The sequence below is a fragment of the Tsuneonella dongtanensis genome (genome assembly GCF_001698205.1).
GTDB lineage: Bacteria > Pseudomonadota > Alphaproteobacteria > Sphingomonadales > Sphingomonadaceae > Tsuneonella > Tsuneonella dongtanensis.
Genome location: NZ_CP016591.1, coordinates 2,108,198 through 2,125,949, shown reverse-complemented (window position 1 = coordinate 2,125,949; position 17,752 = coordinate 2,108,198). Strand labels below are relative to the sequence as shown.

The following is a 17,752-nucleotide window of genomic DNA, read 5'->3' as shown; positions in this document are numbered from 1 at the left end:
TCATGGCGAGCGGCTATTCCGGCACCCCGCTCGCCAAGAAGCTGAGCCTGCGCGACGGGCAGAGGGTGTGGTTCAGCGCGATGCCCGAGAGCGTGGCCGACGAGATCGGCGAATACGCACTCGAGCTGACCTTCGTTGCCGACCCCGCCGAGGGCATCGACGCAGGCCACCTGTTCGTCACCGATCGTGCGGACTTGGAAGCGCAGCTCACCGCGCTGCGCAATCAGGTCGCACCCGACGGGCAGGTCTGGGTCAGCTGGCCAAAGAAGGCATCGAACGTCGCGACCGACATCACTGAGGATACAATCCGCGAGGTCGCGCTGCCGCTGGGCTTCGTCGACACGAAGGTCTGCGCCGTCGACGAGGTCTGGTCCGGCCTCAAGCTCGTGATCCGCAAGGAGCTGCGGTGAGCGAAGTACCCTTCCCGCGGCTCCCCGACGTCTCCGACGAAGAACGCACCGCCCGCGCAAAGGCCGCCTTCGAACGCCTCGCCACCCGCCGCACCTGCCGCGCCTTCGCCGACACGCCTGTCCCGCGCGAAGTGATCGAATACGCAATCCGCGCCGCCGGAACCGCGCCGTCGGGAGCGAACCACCAGCCCTGGCATTTCACGGCGATTTCGTCGCTCGAGGCCAAGCGCGCGATCCGCGAGGCGGCCGAGGCGGAAGAGCGCGAGTTCTATGCCGGACGTGCGAGCGACGAATGGCTTGACGCCCTCGCCCCGCTGGGCACCGATGCCGACAAGCCGTTCCTCGAGACCGCGCCGTGGCTGATCGTCTGCTTCGCCCAGCGGAAGGGCGGAATCGAGGAAGACGGCAAGACCAACAACTACTACGTCACCGAGAGCGTCGGCATCGCTTGCGGGATGCTTCTTGCGACGCTCCACGAGGCGGGGCTGGCCACCCTCACCCACACGCCGAGCCCGATGGGATTCCTGCGCGAAATCTGCGGCCGGCCGCCGCACGAAAAGCCGCTGATGATCGTCGTCGTCGGCCACCCCGCCCCCGACGCGACCGTCACCGAACACGCCCTCATCAAGAAGCCGCTGGAGCAGATCGCGAGCTGGCTCTAGGCCGCCAGCTTCTTCTCCGGCATCGCCTTGCCGAGCAGGTCGTAGGGGTCGATCCCCTCGCTCCGCCAGATCTCGTGGCACTGCTTGTACCAGTAAGCCGGGGTGATCCGCAGCTTCTGACGCGCATCGGCGAGGTCCATCGCGAGCAGTTCGCGGATCGACATCGCGACGAGCGGAGGACACGCCTTGCCGAGTCGATGTGCCTCGCGCACCGCCTTGAACACCGGGGCGTTCGACTTGACCTGCTTGGTGATGTTGAACGCGCCGGCATAGCCGAGCAGCAGGTGACCCGGCGCCGGACTCTGGCCGTGCGTAAACAACAGCACGCACTGTTCGCCCAGCGCATCGCGGCCATAGCCGGTGAGGACATGCATCAGGTCGTGCGTGTCGCGCTGGCGGAAGCCGTACCACTGGACGAGGTCGTCGTACTTCGGCCGACCCGTCTTTTCCGATTCCGCGACCAGGCCGGCAGCCGACAGGCCCTCGCGCTCCATGAAGTCGCAATAGGCGTGCGCGACCGATCCGGCGGGCAGCTTTCGGAGCGCGTCGTGGTCGTCGAGAATTGGTGCCAGCGCCGGCTCTTCGGTCCGCAAGCGCGCGCCGTTCTCGCTGAGGGTCAGCGCCCGCGCACGCGGCAGGAAGTGCTTCGAAGGCAGCGCCTCGTAGATCTCGAACACCAGCGCGGTGTTTTCCTTGTCCTTGATCAGCTCGCCGAACTTGCGCAGCGCCTTGCGAACGTTGCGGCGCGGTTGCGGGCGCGAGGGGTCGCGAAACACCGTGCCGTCTGCGGCACAGGCAAGGTTCGGATCGGCGTGCGGAAAGGTCTGGGGAGCGGTCATGGTGCGGCGAACTCTACTGACAGAAGTGTCAACATAGCGTTGCGTTTCGCAACTGGAAAGACCTCTCAGGCCGCCACCCATTCGTCGCGCGGAATGCCGAACAGCGACAGGATCGAAGTCAGGTCGCCGCGGTCGATCCATCCGTCTGCCGCGGATCGCGCCTTCGGCTTGGCACGATAAGCCAAGCCCCAGGTGGCAGCCTCGATCATGGGAATGTCGTTCGCCCCGTCGCCGGTCGCGAGACTCGTCGCGCTTTCGCCCAGCCGGGCGGCCTCGTCGAGGAGGACTTGCCGCTTCACCGAGCTGTCGGTTATCGCGCCGACGAGGCCACCGGTGAGCGCCCCGTCCGATACAGCCAGCCGGTTCCCCACGACCTGGTCGAAGCCAAGCTGCTCCGCGACGGGATCGGCGAAATGGTGGAAGCCGCCGGTCACCAGCACCGTGTGGCACCCCTTGGCCTTGAGGGTCGCCACGAGTGTGCGGGCGCCTTCCATCGGCCGGATCCGTTCGGAAAGGCAGGTGGCGATCGTCTCCTCGGGCAGCCCGGCGAGCAGCCCGACGCGCTCAACCAGCGCGCTAGCGAAGTCGAGCTCGCCCTGCATCGCGCGCTCGGTGATCGCCGCCACGTGCTCCTTGAGGCCGGCGAAATCGGCCAGCTCGTCGATGCATTCCTGCCCGATCATGGTCGAATCCATGTCGGAGACGAACAACTTCGGGACCTCGATCTCCTGCGCGGACACCAGAAGGTCGGAAGGCGCGAAATGCGCGTCGAGGACGCGGCGCAGCGTTGCCGGGTCGCCTTCGGGGAGCATGATCTGCAGCACGTCGCCGCAGAAATCGAGCATCACCGCCGCGGCGACGGGCATGCCTTCGGCCTCGAGCGCCGCGCTCGCGGCGTCGAGCCGTGTTTCCAGGTTCTGCGGGTCTGCTATCAGCCGCGCGATGAGCACTGCGTATTCTCCGAAGAATGGTGGCGATCGGCCTCCGGTCGCGCTCATCGCAGGGCCGACCGCGAGCGGCAAGAGCGATCTCGCCGTTCGGCTCGCACTGGCGCACGGAAACGCAGTCGTCATCAATGCCGACAGCGCGCAGGTCTATGCGGACCTGCGGGTGCTGAGCGCGCGCCCGAGCGAAGGGGAGATGCGCGGCGTGCCGCACCGACTCTTCGGGACATGGGACGGAGCGGTCGCCTGCTCGGCGGCGGACTGGGCAGCGGCCGCGCGGGCCGAGGTAGAGGCGGCACATGCGGCCGGAGCCCTGCCGATCCTCGTCGGCGGGACCGGGCTCTACATTCGCACGCTCCTTGAAGGAATCGCTCCGGTTCCCCCGATCGATCCTGAAGTGCGCGAGGCTGTCCGCGCCATGCCTGTCGCCGAGGCCTATGCCGCGCTGCGCAGCGAAGACCCCGAGCGGGCCGCGGCCCTCAATCCCGGGGACACCACGCGCGTGGCGCGCGCCCTCGAGGTCGTGCGATCGTCGGGACAGTCGCTCGCTTACTGGCAGGCCCGCAAGGAAGGCGGAATCGGGGATGCGGTCGACCTGATGCCGCTCGTGCTCGAGGCCGACCGCACGTGGCTGGGCGAGCGCTGCGACCGGCGTTTCGCGGCCATGGCCGACGGCGGCGCTTGCGAAGAGGTCGCCGCGCTGCTGACTCGCGGGCTCGACCCGTCGCTCCCCGTCATGCGCGCCATCGGCGTGCGCGAGATCGGTGCGTGGCTACGCCAAGAGATCGACAAGGCAACGGCGATCGCGGCGGGCCAGCTGTCCACGCGGCAGTATGCGAAGCGCCAGGCCACATGGTTCCGACACCAGCTGTCCGGCGACTGGCGCCGCTTCGATGCAGAAAATATCGCCCAGACCGAAGATGTTGAAACTTTATTCTTCGCTTGAGGGTTGACACGACATTTCGTGTCGCATAGTTGGGCTTTCTCGCGAGAGAGAAACGACCCGGCGCGCAGTCCCCGCGCCGGGTCGCTTTTATCTGGGGCCGGGGCTATCCGGCGGCGATGGAAGGAATGAAGCCAGTGGCCGAGCTCAGCGGCGCAAAGATCCTGATCGAATGCCTGGTGCGGCAAGGTGTCGAATTCGTGTTCGGCTACCCCGGCGGCGCCGTCCTGCCGATCTACGACGAAATGTTCAGCGACCAGCGCATCCGTCACATTCTCGTGCGCCACGAAGCGGGCGCGGCCCATGCAGCGGAGGGCTATGCCCGATCGACCGGCAAGCCCGGCGTGGTCCTTGTCACCAGTGGGCCCGGGGCGACGAACGCTGTCACCGGCATCGCCGACGCCTTCATGGATTCGATCCCGATGGTCATCCTGACCGGTCAGGTCGCGACGCCGCTGATCGGCACCGACGCATTCCAGGAAGCCGACACGATCGGCATCACGCGCCATTGCACCAAGCACAATTACCTCGTGAAGGACCCAGCCAAGCTGCAGGCGACGATCGACGAGGCGTTCTGCATCGCCACTTCGGGTCGGCCGGGCCCGGTGCTGATCGACATTCCCAAGGACGTCCAGGTCGCGCTGGCCACGATGGACGCGCAGGATACTGCGCCCCTGCCCTCGTCGCGCTACGTGCCGCCCTCGACCGGCCCGCTCGACGACATCCTGGATGCGGTCGAAATGATCGCCGCGGCAGAGCGCCCCGTCTTCTACACCGGCGGCGGGATCATCAATTCGGGTCCGCGCGCGACCGATTTGCTGCGCAAGCTGCAGGACCTGACCGGCGCCCCGGTCACCAGCACGCTCATGGGCCTCGGCACGTTTCCGGCGGACCATCCCGACTGGCTCGGCATGCTGGGGATGCACGGCACTTACGAAGCCAACATGGCGATGAACAAGTGCGACCTGATGGTGAACATCGGCGCGCGCTTCGACGATCGCGTGACCGGACGGCTCGACGCCTTCAGCCCGGACTCGAAGAAGATCCACATCGACATCGACCGCGCGAGCATCAACAAGATCGTGCCCGTCGACATCGGCATCGTCGGCGATTGCGCCGCGGTGCTCGAACAGATCGTTGCCGCATGGGGCAATCGCAAGGGTCAGGACCTCGGCGAATGGAAGGCACGGATTGCGGGATGGCGCGCCCGCGAGAGCCTCGCATATCCCGAAAGCCGGACCGAGATCATGCCGCAGCTCGCGGTCGAGCGGCTGTTCGCCCTCACCCGTGATCGCGACCCGATCATCACCACGGAGGTCGGCCAGCACCAGATGTGGGCGGCGCAGTACTTCGGCTTCTTCGGGCCGAACAAGTGGCTGACCAGCGGCGGCCTCGGCACGATGGGCTATGGCCTGCCCGCCGCGATCGGCGCGCAGCTCGGCAATCCGGACAGCCTCGTCATCGACATCGCCGGCGAAGCTTCGATCCAGATGAACATCCAGGAACTCGGCACCGCGAGCCAGTATCGGCTGCCGGTCAAGATCTTCATCCTCAACAACGAATACATGGGCATGGTCCGCCAGTGGCAGGAGCTGACCTATGAAAGCCGCTATTCGAACTCGTACAGCGACAGCCTGCCCGATTTCGTGAAGCTCGCCGAAGCCTATGGCTGGAAGGGCATCCGCATCGAAGACGAAGCGGGGCTCGATGCCGGCATTCAGGCGATGATCGACCACGACGGCCCGGTGATCGTCGACTGCCGCGTGTCGAAGGAGGCGAACTGTTTCCCGATGATCCCGAGCGGCGCGGCGCACACCGACATGCTGCTCTACGGCGACCGGGTCGAGGGCACGCTCGACGACGAAGCCAAGGCTCTGGTTTAGGGGCGCCGGTCTGATGAAAATTACAGCGCAAGCCGCCGAGCGCCACGTGCTCGCGATCACCGTCGACAACGAGGCGGGCATCCTCGCCAAGATCGCCGGGCTCTTCACCGCGCGCGGCTACAATATCGACAGCCTGACGGTGGCGGACATCAGCACCGACCATGCCGTCAGCCGTATCACCATCGTCACCAACGGGCCGCCCGCGGTGATCGACCAGATCCATGCGCAGCTTGAGCGACTGGTCCCGGTCCACAAGGTCGTCGACCTGACCGAAGCGGGCCCGCACGTCGAGCGCGAGCTGGCGCTGGTCAAGGTCGCGGGCACCGGCGAGAAGCGCGTCGAGGCGCTCCGCCTCGCCGATATCTTCCGCGCCAAGCCCGTCGATACCACCACCGAGAGCTTCATCTTCGAGATCACCGGCGCACCGGAAAAGATCGACAGCTTCGTCGGGCTGATGCGCGAGCTCGGCCTCGTCGAGGTCGGGCGAACCGGCATCGTCGGAATGATGCGCGGGGCCGAAGGGGCCTAAGGCCAGCTTCACCCGACCCAAACCAATTGCCCTTTTCCTTCGAGGCAGGGGCGCTAACGACACCCGCAACCGAATGGATGGGGACCTAACGTGAAAGTCTACTACGACGCCGACGCCGACCTGAACCTGCTGACGGGCAAGAAGATCGCCATCGTCGGCTATGGCAGCCAGGGCCATGCCCACGCCCAGAACCTGCGCGACAGCGGCGTGAAGGACGTCGCCATCGCCCTGCGCGAAGGCTCGGCCACCGCGAAGAAGGCGGAAGGCGCCGGATTCAAGGTGCTTTCGAACAGCGAAGCGGCCAAGTGGGCCGACGTTCTCATGATCCTTGCCCCGGACGAACACCAGGCGGCGATCTGGGAGAACGACCTCAAGGGCAACATGAAGCCCGGTGCCGCGCTCGCCTTCGCGCACGGGCTCAACGTGCACTTCGGCCTGATCGAGCCGCCCGCCGACATCGACGTGATCATGATCGCGCCCAAGGGCCCGGGTCACACTGTCCGCAGCGAATACCAGAAGGGCGGCGGCGTTCCGTGCCTGATCGCGGTCCACCAGGACGCGACCGGCAACGCACACGACGTCGCGCTCGCCTATGCCAGCGGCGTCGGCGGGGGGCGCTCGGGAATCATCGAGACCAACTTCAAGGAAGAGTGCGAGACCGACCTCTTCGGCGAGCAGGCCGTGCTGTGCGGCGGGATCACCCACCTGATCCAGGCCGGGTTCGAGACGCTGGTCGAGGCCGGCTACGCGCCGGAAATGGCCTATTTCGAGTGCCTCCACGAAACCAAGCTGATCGTCGACCTGCTCTACGAAGGCGGCATCGCCAACATGCGCTATTCGATCAGCAACACCGCCGAATACGGCGACATCACCACCGGCCCGCGCATCATCACCGACGAGACCAAGGCCGAGATGAAGCGCGTGCTCGCCGACATCCAATCGGGCCGATTCGTTCAGAAGTTCGTGCTCGACAACCGCGCGGGCCAGCCCGAGCTCAAGGCGAGCCGCAAGGCCGCCGCGGCCCACCCGATCGAGCAGGTCGGCAGCAAGCTGCGCGCGATGATGCCGTGGATCGGCAAGAACAAGCTGGTAGACAAGGCGGTCAACTAGGAGGTCCCGATGCGTCCGATTGCCCTCGCCTTGCTTGCCGCGCCCTTCGCTCTCGGCGCCTGTGCCACTGTCCCGGCAGAGGTGCCGGCGGGCGAAGGCTCCTGCTTCGCCGAGCGGGTCAATCCGTGGATCGGGCACGTCGCCACGCCGCAGTATCGGGCCGACATTGCCAAGGCGACCGGGGCCGAGACGATCCGTTGGCTCTATCCCGACAGCGCGATGACGATGGACTACCGCCCCGACCGGCTCAACGTGAAGCTCGACAAGAACACCGACGTCATCCGCTCAGCCAGCTGCGGTTGATTGCATCTGAAACATTTGCGCGCTGCGGCATTTTGCCGCATTGCACCCCGCATGAGCATCAAGGCGCTTACCCTGCTTCGACTTATCCGCCCTTGGGCGTGACCGGCTGCGCTGCCTGACGGGCGCGCGCCGCGCCCAAGGGAACGGACACCCGATCAGCAGCAACCAGCCTCACGAGTTTCTCCGATGACCATGCTCCGCGAACCGTCGCGAAAATACAGCGCCTTTCCGCAAGTCCCCTTGCCCGACCGCCAGTGGCCGAGCCGGACGATAACCACCCCGCCCCGCTGGCTCTCGACCGACCTGCGCGATGGCAATCAGGCGATCGTCGATCCGATGGACGCGGTGAAGAAGAACCGGTTCTTCGACCTCCTGGTCGAGATCGGCGTGAAGGAGATCGAGGTCGGCTTTCCCAGCGCGGGCGCGACCGAGTTCGACTTCATCTCGGGCCTCGTGCAGTCGGGGCGCATTCCCGACGACGTGACGGTCCAGGTGCTGACGCAAAGCCGCGAAGACCTGATCCGCACCAGCTTCGCCAGCCTCGACGGCGCGCGTGCGGCGATCGTCCATCTCTACAACGCAGTCAGCCCGGCGTGGCGCGACATCGTCTTCCGGATGTCCAAGGATGAAGTGCGCGAGATCGCGGTCGCCGGTGCCAAGGTGTTGCGCGACGAGGCCGCGAAGCGTCCGGGCACCGAGTGGCACTTCCAGTACAGTCCCGAGACCTTTTCCACCGCCGAACTCGATTTCAGCATCGAGGTCTGCGAGGCGGTGATGAAAGTGCTGAATCCGACGCCTGAAAGGCCGCTGATTCTCAACCTTCCGGCTACCGTCGAGGCGGCGACGCCCAACGTCTATGCCGACCAGATCGAGTATTTCTGCCGCAACCTGCCGAACCGCGAAAGCGCGGTCATCTCGCTCCACACCCATAACGACCGCGGCACCGGGGTAGCAGCCGCAGAGCTGGGCCTGATGGCGGGCGCAGACCGCGTCGAGGGTTGTCTGTTCGGCAACGGCGAGCGCACCGGCAACTGCTGCCTGGTGACGGTCGCTCTCAATATGTACACGCAAGGCATTGATCCGGGGCTGGATTTCTCGGACATCGACCGGATCATCGAAACCGTCGAGTATTGCAACCAGATCCCCGTCCACCAGCGCCATCCCTATGGCGGCGAACTCGTGTTCACCGCGTTCTCGGGCAGCCACCAGGACGCGATCAAGAAGGGTTTCGAAGCGCACGAGCGCCAGAACGACGAGCGCTGGCGTGTGCCTTACCTGCCGATCGACCCGGCCGATCTCGGCCGCAGTTACGAAGCGGTCATTCGCGTTAATTCCCAGAGCGGTAAAGGCGGCTTTGCATGGGTTCTCGAGCAAGACCAGGGCCTCAAGCTGCCCAAGGCGATGCAGGCGGACTTCTCGAAGGCCGTGCAGCGCATGGCCGACGACCTCGGCCGCGAACTCAACGCCGCCGACATCTGGCGCGCGTTCCGCGAAACCTACCACGTCCAGACGGTGGGCAAGCATCTCCAGCTCGTCGATTACGAGGAAAGCCGCGCCGCCGACGGTACGCGGGTGTTCGCCGGCACGATCGAGGTGGCAGGCAAGGCGCAGTCCGTCAGCGGTCGCGGGAACGGTCTGATCTCCTCGGTCGTCGCGACGCTGAAGGAGGCCTTCGGCATCGAACTCGAGGTGCTCGATTACTCCGAGCACGCCCTCTCCACCGGCTCCGATGCCCGCGCCGCGGCCTACGTTCAGTGCGCGGTTGCCGGGAACGGTACGGTTTGGGGCTGCGGGATCGACGAAGACGTCGCCACCGCAAGCGTTCGGGCGATCCTCAGCGCGGCGAATTCGGCGGTAGCGGAATGACGGGAATTGGGGTGGAGAGCGGACATGTTTCCAATTTAAGAGAGGGCGTTGGCCGAGAGGCCCTAGCTTGATCTGCGCTATCTCTGGTGGGTAGTCTCCTCGCCCCGCAAAAGGCCATAGCTGAACACATCAACATAAGATCCACCGATGAGGAAGTGCTCACGCAGTAGACCTTCGCGGCGAAATCCAACGGCCTCTATCAGTTTGATTGAGGCGATGTTTGGAGCGCTGATAGTTGCAATTAATCGGTGCAGATCTGTCCCGGCGAATATCCGCTCGATGAGCATCGAGACTGCAATTCGTCCAAACCCACGTTGATGAAATCTTTCATCAAGATGGTAACCGATAGCACCATGCTTCTGGCGGTATGATACCTCATTAAGGGAAACGGTGCCAATCGGTTCTCCGCTATAATGCACTATCCAACGGAATTCCTGCTGAGCGCCGGCTGACAGGTCTGGCTGGGAACGTGAGAGGCGTTCGCTCAACTGGTCCGGTGTTTGATCCAGCATCGGATTATAGAGTTTACTCAAGGGCTGATTCCGCCAGACATGCCAATGCTTCGCGTGTTTCGGTTCTGGCGCAATAAGTTCAATGAGGGGATTCATGACGCGTCCGTTCGCAAGTGAATTACCATATACAATCACTGACCATCCGATCGCCCGCAATGGGGTTGTTTGCGGACGTTTCGCTTTCCTACATCGATATGCTCGGCCTAGGCTCGCTCGGTGCCCAAACCTGCGCCTTCCTCTTTTGTCGCAACCTCGCTGACCACCCTTCCCCGCTTCCATCCCCCTGGACACTGTGACAAGTGTGACATGCCCTCGACAAACGGGGCCCAGCGGGAGAGCGTCAGATGACCGAAGCGATCCTCGAACCCGATCTGCCGATCATCGATCCCCACCACCACCTGTGGGACCTGCGGCCCTTGGTGAACGCGTTCCCCGAGCCGCGGCACGATTTTCTCGAGGCGCTGGTGGGCGCGCCTTATTACACCTTCGACGAATTGCAGGCCGATACACAGTCGGGCCACAATGTGGTCGGCACCGTGTTCATGGAATGCGGGGCGTTTTACGATGCCTCGCGCGGCGAGGAGCTGAAGACGGTCGGCGAGGTCGAGTTTGTGAACGGCGTCGCCGCGCAAGGAGCGAGCGGGCTCTACGGCAACTACCGCCCGTGCGCGGCCATCGTGGGGCATGCGGACCTCACTCTCGGCAGCGGCGCGGGGATGGTGCTCGACGCGCTCGCCGCCGCCTCGCCGCGCTTCGTCGGAATCCGCCACGCCGCCGCGTGGGACGCGGACCCCGAAGTGCTCGGCCCGCCGTTCCATCATCCCGAGGGGCTCTACCGCGAAAGCAAGTTTCGCGAGGGCTTCGCCGAGCTCGGCAAGCGTGGGCTGACCTTCGATGCCTGGCTGCTCGAACCGCAACTCGGCGACGTGCTCGACCTCGCGCGCGCCTTTCCCGACCAGCCCATCGTGCTCGACCACTGCGGTACGCCGCTCGGCATCGCGAGCTACAAGGGCAAGCTGGAGGAGAACTTCGACCGCTGGAGTGCGAACATTCGGACCATTGCCGAATGCGAGAACGTCACCGTCAAGCTCGGCGGCCTGGCGATGGCGTTCTGCCAGCTGCCCGATCGAGGCCCCGCCGCAGGCCTCGGCAGCGAGGAACTGGCCGCGATGTGGAAGCCGTACATAGAGACCTGCATCGAAGCGTTCGGGCCGAGCCGCGCGATGTTCGAGAGCAACTACCCGGTGGACCGCTGGGGCGCGAGCTACCCTGTGCTGTGGAATGCGTTCAAGCGGCTCGCGAGCGGCGCGTCTGACAGCGAGAAGCGTGCCCTGTTCGCCGGGACGGCGGCGCGGTTCTACGGATTGGAGCACCTTCTCACGCCCTGACGTGCGTAGCGCAGGCAGGCGATTTTGGTGTCGCCTTCGTGTCGCCTTTCGCGCCTCTCGACAGCCTCCACGCCACCGGTTAGTCCGGTTGCAAACTACAACCGGAGTAGCCGATGCCGACCACCCTGCCCGCCCCGTTTGACCGCCTGCGCCTCCCCGTGATCGGGTCGCCGCTATTCATCGTCTCGGGGCCGGAGCTGGTCATCGCGCAGTGCAAGGCAGGCATCGTCGGTAGCTTCCCGGCTCTGAACGCCCGGCCGTCGGGCATGCTCGACGAATGGCTCCACCGGATCACCGAGGAACTGGCCGAGCACAACCGCGACAACCCGGACCGGCCGGCCGCGCCATTCGCGGTCAACCAGATCGTCCACAAGTCGAACAACCGGCTCGACGAGGACATGGCGGTCTGCGCCAAGTGGGCGGTGCCGATGGTCATCACCTCGCTCGGCGCGCGCGAGGACGTCTTTGCCGCGGTCAAGGGATGGGGCGGTATCACGCTGCACGACGTGATCAACGACCGCTTCGCCCGCAAGGCGATCGAGAAGGGCGCGACCGGCCTGATCCCCGTTGCCGCCGGCGCGGGCGGGCATGCGGGAACGCTCAGCCCCTTTGCGATGATGCAGGAAATCCGCACCTGGTTCGACGGCCTGGTCGCGCTGTCGGGCTCGATCGCGCACGGCCGCTCGGTCCTGGCGGCGCAGGCGATGGGTGCGGACTTCGCCTACATCGGCTCACCGTGGATCGCCACGAAAGAGGCCAACGCCGACCAGCGCTACAAGGACGCCATCGTGGAAGCGAAGGCCGACGGGATCGTCTATTCCAACCTTTTCACCGGCGTCCACGGCAACTACCTGCGCTCCTCGATCGAGGCGGCGGGAATGGACCCGGACAACCTGCCCGTAAGCGATCCGTCGGCCATGAACTTCGGCAGCGGCGGCAATACCGAGGCCAAGGCATGGAAGGACATCTGGGGTTCGGGCCAAGGCGTCGGCATGGTGACCGCGGTCGATACGGTCGCGGAGCGGGTCGATGCGCTCCACGCGCAATATCAGGCCGCCAAGGAGGAACTCGCTGCCAAGGTGCTGTGAGTGGCTCCCCATAGCTGGTCGACCATCGCATCGAGTTCCGTGAAGTCGAAGCCGGTACCCAATGGGTCGTTCTTGTTCAGCCTCAGAGGTGCCCGGGGCGGATCGATCAGGCGCCGTCTCAGCGCGCGCTGGAGCAATGCGAGGCGAAAAAGGGCCTCTTCCCCGGCCTCATCGGGCGCCGAAGGGCTCTTGCTCACCCAGCGTGCTTCAATCTGGCCGACACGCTCGATGACCATGGCGTTGTAGCTGCGGTGCGGCCCTCGATGAAGCGGAAGGCCCAGGCGTACTGCCGCCTCGCCCTTTGCCGGCAAGAGAACGCCGTTGTGGCGGAAGTCATCGAATCCCAAGCGCCGGGCATCGATGGCCCCAAGAAGTCCCGCGAAGCACTTGCGACCGAGCAACTGGCGGGGAAGCAGGTGATGTCGCTGGAGCGCTGGATCGTAATCGACGCTGCCGGGGCGATTGACCGCGCGGAAGGGGATCCGCGGACGCTCAAGCCGAACCGAATGGAACCTCACGCCCGCCGCACTCGCACCACCTTTCCGTCACGTGTAGGTTCCAACGCCAGACGGCCGCCATCGGGTGCGACGATGAATTCGTTTGTGGTCACCTTGCCTTGCAGGACCAGTTGGTTGACGAGGCGCACTCCGAGCCTGACGGAACCGGCCCTGTCCTTGGCGATGTCGTTGGCAAGACGCAATTCCTGCCCGGTAAACCACGACAGCCCCTCGCTTATAATGCCGCCTTCGAGGTCATCGGCGAACGCGGTGAGACCCAGCGACGGGAATGCTCCGCCGGCAATCCATGTCTCGACGCTCGAGGTGAAGAACTCCGCTCCGACAATCGCGCTTGCAGGAGGCCAGGCCACAGCCTGTACTCCCGGTAGCGACCCCACCAGTGCGGAGACGATTGCGGACATGGTGCGAACGACCGGCATCGAATGTGCTCCGGCCGAGATATGCGGTCCAGGAGCGATATAGACCGGCTCCGTGCTTCCATCTTCGAACCCTGCGGCAAGGCCATATCGATGGCGAAACGGCGGAGTGTCGGGCGCGTCCGCAGGCTGGAGTCCGACAATATCGAAGGTCATGCCATCACGCAGGAGCTCGCATCCGGTGACGGCGCCCGACGCTGGGTCGGTCAGCCGATGAGAAATTGTCAGACCGGTGACGCTACCCACGGCGGCAGTGAGTGCGTCGAAACCTGGCCGCTGCCCCACCCGAAAGAGCAACAGCATCGCGCCCTCTTCTGCGCTATCCTCCCTGGACCAACTCGGTGCGATGAACCGGCCTTCCCCGTGCAAATCTCGCCCGATTTGGTGCCGCAAAACAATCGCTTCGTCGAGTCCGCACATCGACGATTGTCGCCGAAACGGATGTGATATTTCAGAACATGCCCGCTTTGAGCCCCTCTCCAAGCGCGGCGCCCAGTTTATGGCATTGCCGTATGATTTCCGTTGGGACCGTCTTGGGTGCCAGGATCGCTTCGGGTGTCTGCGCGTGGAGATTGACGATCATGGGTTCGGCCACCCGTCGCAGTCGCCAGCCGGTCGCGATGCGGTCGATCTGGCGCTGTGCTCCCTCCCCGTCAGAGCCTGCCGCGATTAGGGTCGCATAGGCACGGCCCTCAATGCGGCCGAGGACTGGGTAATAGCAGCGGTCGAACATCTCTTTCATCAGGCCGCTCATCGTCGCGAGGTTTTCCGGACAGACGAAAAGGTAGCCGCTTGCGGCAAGCAGATCAGCTGGCCCAACCGCCTCGGCCGAGAGAAGCCGCGCGTGTCCCGACGCACCTTCGTACGCTGCGCGCGCCATAGCTTCGGACGCTCCGGTCCGGCTGTGCCAGGCGATGAGCAACGACGCATCCATCGCGCCATCCATCGGGCCACGCTGTCGATTGTCAATCGTGCACGGGTATGCGCCGCCGGCTTGCCGCGTTAGACGGAAGGGATGGCGTCCCATTCGCTCAGACCTGTCCTTGGCGTCGAACGCTCCCTTTCGGGAAAGTCATGGCGCTGGCGCGGCGGCAATATGGACCTGGGCGAAGCGTCCGGCGCGCTCGACGACGTGGTGACTCAGCTTCTCCTGTCTCGAGGAGTGGAGCGCGACGATCTCGATCGCCACCGCGCTCCGACCTTGCGTGCGTTTCTGCCAGACCCTTCGCACTTTCGCGACATGGACACCGCAGCCGAGCGCCTGGCGCAGGCCGTCATGACCGGAGAGACCGTCACCATCTACGGCGACTACGATGTCGACGGTGCCACCAGTGCAGCGCTCCTCGTCCGGCTGCTGCGGTCGCTGGGCCACGATGCCCGCTATTACATCCCCGACCGGCTCCTCGAAGGTTACGGCCCCAGCGGAGAGGCACTCGTCCGTCTCGGCGAGGAAGGGTCGAGCCTGATCGTCACGGTCGACTGCGGTGCGATGGCGCACGATGCACTGGCGCAGGCACACGCGGCAGGGATCGACGTCGTCGTGGTCGACCATCACAAGTGCGCGGCGGAAAACCCCGTTGCCGCCGCGCTGGTAAACCCCAACCGGCTCGACGAAAGTGCGGAAGCCTCCGAGCATGGGCACCTCGCCGCGGTCGGCGTGGCCTTCCTCCTTGGCGTGGCGCTGGTCCGCACCCTCCGCGCCCGCGACTATTTCGTGGGGGATCGGAAAGAACCCGACCTCATGGCTCTGCTCGACTTGGTCGCGCTTGGAACGGTGGCCGATGTTGCGCAGATTCGCGGGCTCAACCGGGCTTTCGTCGCCCAGGGCCTGCGGGTGATGGCACGGCGCGCCAACGTGGGAATGGCAGCGCTGATCGACGCGAGTCGGCTTAAGCGCAGTCCGCAATGCAGCGACCTCGGGTTTGCGCTGGGTCCTCGGATCAACGCTGGCGGACGCGTGGGCGAATCGACGCTGGGCGTGCGCCTGCTGACGACCGAGGACCCGGCCGAAGCTGCGGAGATTGCGGCGCAGCTTTCCGCGCTCAACGAGGAGCGCCGGGCGATCGAGGCCGAAGTTCAGGCAGCAGCCGAAGCCCTCCTGGAAGGCCAGCACAACCGCGCGGTCCACGTCCTGTCCGGACACGGATGGCATCCCGGAGTGATCGGGATCGTCGCCGGCCGGATCAAGGAGAAGACCGGCAAGCCATCGCTCGTGGTCGCGCTCGACGGCGACGTCGGCAAGGGCTCGGCGCGCTCGATCGCGGGTGTCGACCTGGGAGCGGCGATCATCGCGGCGCGGGAAGAAGGATTGCTCGTTGCCGGCGGCGGTCACGCAATGGCCGCCGGCCTGACGGTCGATGCTGGAAAGCTTGCGGCCCTCGCCGATTGGCTCGATTCGAGGCTCGGTGCCGCAGTTGCGCGGGCGAAGGAAAGCGAATCGATGCCGCTCGACCTGGCGCTGGCGCCCGGTGGCCTGACCCCTTCGCTCGTCGAGGCCCTCGATGCAGCCGGGCCTTTCGGCGTAGGCTGGCCCGCTCCGCGCGTCGCGGTGGGCCCCGTGCGACTCGTGAAGGTCGATGTCGTCGGCACCGATCACGTTCGTGCGATTGCCAGCGGGATGGACGGGAAAAGCTTCAAGACGATCGCCTTCCGTGCCGCGGAAACGGCCTTGGGTCAGGCCCTGATCCATGGATCTCGAGGTCGCACGCTCTGGCTCGCGGGGCGCGCCAAGATCGACGACTGGGGCGACCGGCCACAGGCGGAACTCCAGATCGAAGATGCGGCCTGGGCAGATTGAGCGCGGGAACGCGCGGCAGGGTTGACCGCGCTTCCCCCCGCCCCTAATGGGCCCGCCACGCTTCCGGGCGTGGCCCCTTCGTCTAGCGGTTAGGACGCGGCCCTTTCACGGCTGAAACACGGGTTCGATTCCCGTAGGGGTCACCATCCGGAAAGCGCGTGCCATTCGCATGGATGGCCCCTTCGTCTAGCGGTCAGGACGCGGCCCTCTCACGGCTGAAACACGGGTTCGATTCCCGTAGGGGTCACCAGATCATCCAATATGACAGTCTTGAGACTGGCGCGTGCCTTGGCGCGCCGCTAGGGCCGCCCCCGATGGAGCCGCGTCGCAACCTTCCCTGGCTCGGCATCGCCCTTGCGGTGCTTGGCGCGATCGGACTTCTGATTCTCGGCGAACAACCCTGGCTGGCGCTGGCAGTCCTCCTCCTTTGGGTGGGATCGCTGTGGCTGGCGATCGCCGAACCGCCGCCGGTGCAGCCGGCCAACGGCGGGCCGCGGTTTTCCCGCGACACGATGGGTGAGCTGATCGAGCACTCCGGAACGCCCCTGCTTCTCACCGAGAAGGGCCGGATCGTGATCGCCAATCAGGCGGCGCGCGAGGTACTTGGCGCCCATATCGTAGATCAGGATGTGCGCGTCGCGCTGCGCCACCCCGATGCGATTGCCCTCGCACAGCTCGATCGGGCAGAGACACGCACGGTCAAGGGACTGGCGCGCCGTCACGACATCTGGCGCGTGAGCCGTCAGCCGCTCGGTGACGGAATGGCGGTCATCGAACTGATCAATCGCACGGCCGAGGCCGACATCAGCCGCTCCCACACCGATTTTGTCGCCAACGCGAGCCACGAACTGCGCACGCCGCTGGCATCCATAATCGGATACGCCGAAACACTGGCAGAAGAGAACGGTGGCGCAGACCCGGCGATGCGCGAGAAGTTTCTCGGCACCATCCTGCGCGAATCCAAGCGCCTCAAAGGCCTCGTCGATGACCTTATGTCGCTGTCGCGCATCGAGGCCGAAAAGCACGACCAGCCCTCCGAGCGGATCGACCTAAAGCCGCTCGTCGACCGCGCGGCCCGCGATGCAGCGGGTGCCGAGCGAATCACGCGGGTCGAGCTCGAGCTCGAGGACGGCCTTGTCGTGCGGGGTGATCAGCAGCAGCTGGAGCAGCTGGTCCGCAACCTAGTCGACAACGCGCTGAAGTATGGGGCTGAAGACCGCCCGGTTCACGTCACGCTCGTACACGGCCAGGGCGACAATGCGCGTTTCACCGTACGCGACGAAGGAGATGGCATTGCGCCCGAGCACCTCCCCCACCTCACGCGGCGTTTCTATCGGACCGATCCGGGCCGCAGCCGCGCGTCGGGAGGAACGGGTCTTGGTCTCGCAATTGTGAAGCACATCGTGGAGCGGCACCGGGGGCGGCTCGACATCGACAGCAAAGTCGGTACGGGAACGACGGTCGAGGTTCGTATTCCGCTAAGCAGCGACGGGGAGCAGGAACTGTCATGAAACCGTCACAGAACTTACGCATTGGCCCACGCG

At 65.4% G+C, this 17,752-nt stretch carries 18 protein-coding genes and 2 tRNA genes; 14 read left to right on the top strand and 6 right to left on the bottom strand.

The features are described 5' to 3' along the window. Positions 1-2: 2 nt before the first annotated feature. Both A6F68_RS10375 and A6F68_RS10370 read left to right on the top strand, forming a co-directional pair. Complete coding sequence (locus A6F68_RS10375) at positions 3-410, top strand: DUF3052 family protein (protein ID WP_067679549.1); 408 nt, start codon at positions 3-5, stop codon at positions 408-410. Continuing rightward, positions 407-1,072 carry a nitroreductase family protein gene (locus A6F68_RS10370; RefSeq protein ID WP_067679546.1) on the top strand — a complete coding sequence of 222 codons (666 nt, stop codon included), beginning with the start codon at positions 407-409 and terminating at the stop codon, positions 1,070-1,072. Before A6F68_RS10375 ends, A6F68_RS10370 begins: the two co-directional genes overlap by 4 nt. Here A6F68_RS10370 and A6F68_RS10365 read toward each other — a convergent pair. Beyond that, positions 1,069-1,911: a Coq4 family protein gene (locus A6F68_RS10365; protein WP_067679543.1), complete on the bottom strand. Its 843-nt coding sequence runs from the start codon at positions 1,909-1,911 to the stop codon at positions 1,069-1,071. The two genes, A6F68_RS10370 and A6F68_RS10365, sit on opposite strands and share 4 nt — an antisense overlap. 65 nt (positions 1,912-1,976) lie before the next feature. Continuing rightward, a complete protein-coding gene (gene serB / locus A6F68_RS10360) occupies positions 1,977-2,861 on the bottom strand; it encodes a phosphoserine phosphatase SerB (protein WP_067679540.1) in 885 nt (294 codons plus the stop codon). Between serB and miaA the strand changes: the two genes are divergently transcribed. The 6 genes from miaA to leuA all read left to right on the top strand — a co-directional run bounded on the left by miaA (position 2,854) and on the right by leuA (position 9,489). Beyond that, complete coding sequence (gene miaA, locus A6F68_RS10355) at positions 2,854-3,801, top strand: tRNA (adenosine(37)-N6)-dimethylallyltransferase MiaA (RefSeq protein ID WP_067679537.1); 948 nt, start codon at positions 2,854-2,856, stop codon at positions 3,799-3,801. The genes serB and miaA overlap by 8 nt on opposite strands. Before the next feature lie 116 nt (positions 3,802-3,917). Then, complete coding sequence (ilvB, locus tag A6F68_RS10350) at positions 3,918-5,681, top strand: biosynthetic-type acetolactate synthase large subunit (protein ID WP_198152588.1); 1,764 nt, start codon at positions 3,918-3,920, stop codon at positions 5,679-5,681. A gap of 13 nt (positions 5,682-5,694) precedes the next feature. Then, positions 5,695-6,210 (top strand): acetolactate synthase small subunit, encoded by a 516-nt coding sequence (gene ilvN, locus A6F68_RS10345; protein ID WP_067679534.1) that lies wholly within the window; start codon positions 5,695-5,697, stop codon positions 6,208-6,210. Between the two features lie 90 nt (positions 6,211-6,300). Continuing rightward, on the top strand, positions 6,301-7,320 hold the full coding sequence (gene ilvC, locus A6F68_RS10340; RefSeq protein ID WP_067679531.1) for a ketol-acid reductoisomerase: 1,020 nt from the start codon (positions 6,301-6,303) through the stop codon (positions 7,318-7,320). 9 nt (positions 7,321-7,329) lie between these two features. Further along, positions 7,330-7,623, top strand: coding sequence for an I78 family peptidase inhibitor (locus tag A6F68_RS10335; protein WP_067679528.1), 294 nt, complete (start codon positions 7,330-7,332; stop codon positions 7,621-7,623). Between the two features lie 186 nt (positions 7,624-7,809). Continuing rightward, on the top strand, positions 7,810-9,489 hold the full coding sequence (gene leuA, locus A6F68_RS10330; protein ID WP_067679525.1) for a 2-isopropylmalate synthase: 1,680 nt from the start codon (positions 7,810-7,812) through the stop codon (positions 9,487-9,489). A 77-nt stretch (positions 9,490-9,566) separates the two neighbouring features. Here leuA and A6F68_RS14750 read toward each other — a convergent pair whose 3' ends face one another. After that, positions 9,567-10,097 (bottom strand): GNAT family N-acetyltransferase, encoded by a 531-nt coding sequence (locus tag A6F68_RS14750; RefSeq protein WP_074428312.1) that lies wholly within the window; start codon positions 10,095-10,097, stop codon positions 9,567-9,569. A gap of 248 nt (positions 10,098-10,345) precedes the next feature. On the opposite strand from A6F68_RS14750, the gene A6F68_RS10320 reads away from it, so the two are divergent. Beyond that, positions 10,346-11,389, top strand: coding sequence for an amidohydrolase family protein (locus tag A6F68_RS10320; protein WP_067679519.1), 1,044 nt, complete (start codon positions 10,346-10,348; stop codon positions 11,387-11,389). A 113-nt stretch (positions 11,390-11,502) separates the two neighbouring features. Next, positions 11,503-12,477, top strand: coding sequence for an NAD(P)H-dependent flavin oxidoreductase (locus A6F68_RS10315; RefSeq protein ID WP_067679516.1), 975 nt, complete (start codon positions 11,503-11,505; stop codon positions 12,475-12,477). Here the strand turns inward: A6F68_RS10315 and A6F68_RS10310 are convergent. The 3 genes from A6F68_RS10310 to A6F68_RS10300 form a co-directional block, all read right to left on the bottom strand. Further along, a complete protein-coding gene (locus tag A6F68_RS10310) occupies positions 12,438-12,995 on the bottom strand; it encodes an AHH domain-containing protein (protein WP_232308117.1) in 558 nt (185 codons plus the stop codon). The genes A6F68_RS10315 and A6F68_RS10310 overlap by 40 nt on opposite strands. Further along, complete coding sequence (locus A6F68_RS10305; RefSeq protein ID WP_067679514.1) at positions 12,992-13,714, bottom strand: hypothetical protein; 723 nt, start codon at positions 13,712-13,714, stop codon at positions 12,992-12,994. The genes A6F68_RS10310 and A6F68_RS10305 overlap by 4 nt, the downstream gene beginning before the upstream one ends. Before the next feature lie 148 nt (positions 13,715-13,862). Then, complete coding sequence (locus A6F68_RS10300; RefSeq protein ID WP_067682442.1) at positions 13,863-14,345, bottom strand: flavodoxin family protein; 483 nt, start codon at positions 14,343-14,345, stop codon at positions 13,863-13,865. Positions 14,346-14,426: 81 nt separating this feature from the next. Between A6F68_RS10300 and recJ the strand changes: the two genes are divergently transcribed. The 4 genes from recJ (at position 14,427) to A6F68_RS10280 (ending at position 17,719) form a co-directional block, all read left to right on the top strand. Next, the gene (gene recJ / locus A6F68_RS10295) at positions 14,427-16,208 is read left to right on the top strand and encodes a single-stranded-DNA-specific exonuclease RecJ (RefSeq protein ID WP_067679511.1); all 1,782 of its coding nucleotides are present in this window, start codon (positions 14,427-14,429) and stop codon (positions 16,206-16,208) included. Positions 16,209-16,279: 71 nt separating this feature from the next. Continuing rightward, positions 16,280-16,354 (top strand) — tRNA-Glu (locus tag A6F68_RS10290). Positions 16,355-16,383: 29 nt separating this feature from the next. Continuing rightward, positions 16,384-16,458: transfer RNA gene (locus tag A6F68_RS10285), tRNA-Glu, on the top strand. Positions 16,459-16,522: 64 nt separating this feature from the next. After that, positions 16,523-17,719 (top strand): ATP-binding protein, encoded by a 1,197-nt coding sequence (locus tag A6F68_RS10280; protein WP_067679508.1) that lies wholly within the window; start codon positions 16,523-16,525, stop codon positions 17,717-17,719. Positions 17,720-17,752: the final 33 nt, after the last annotated feature.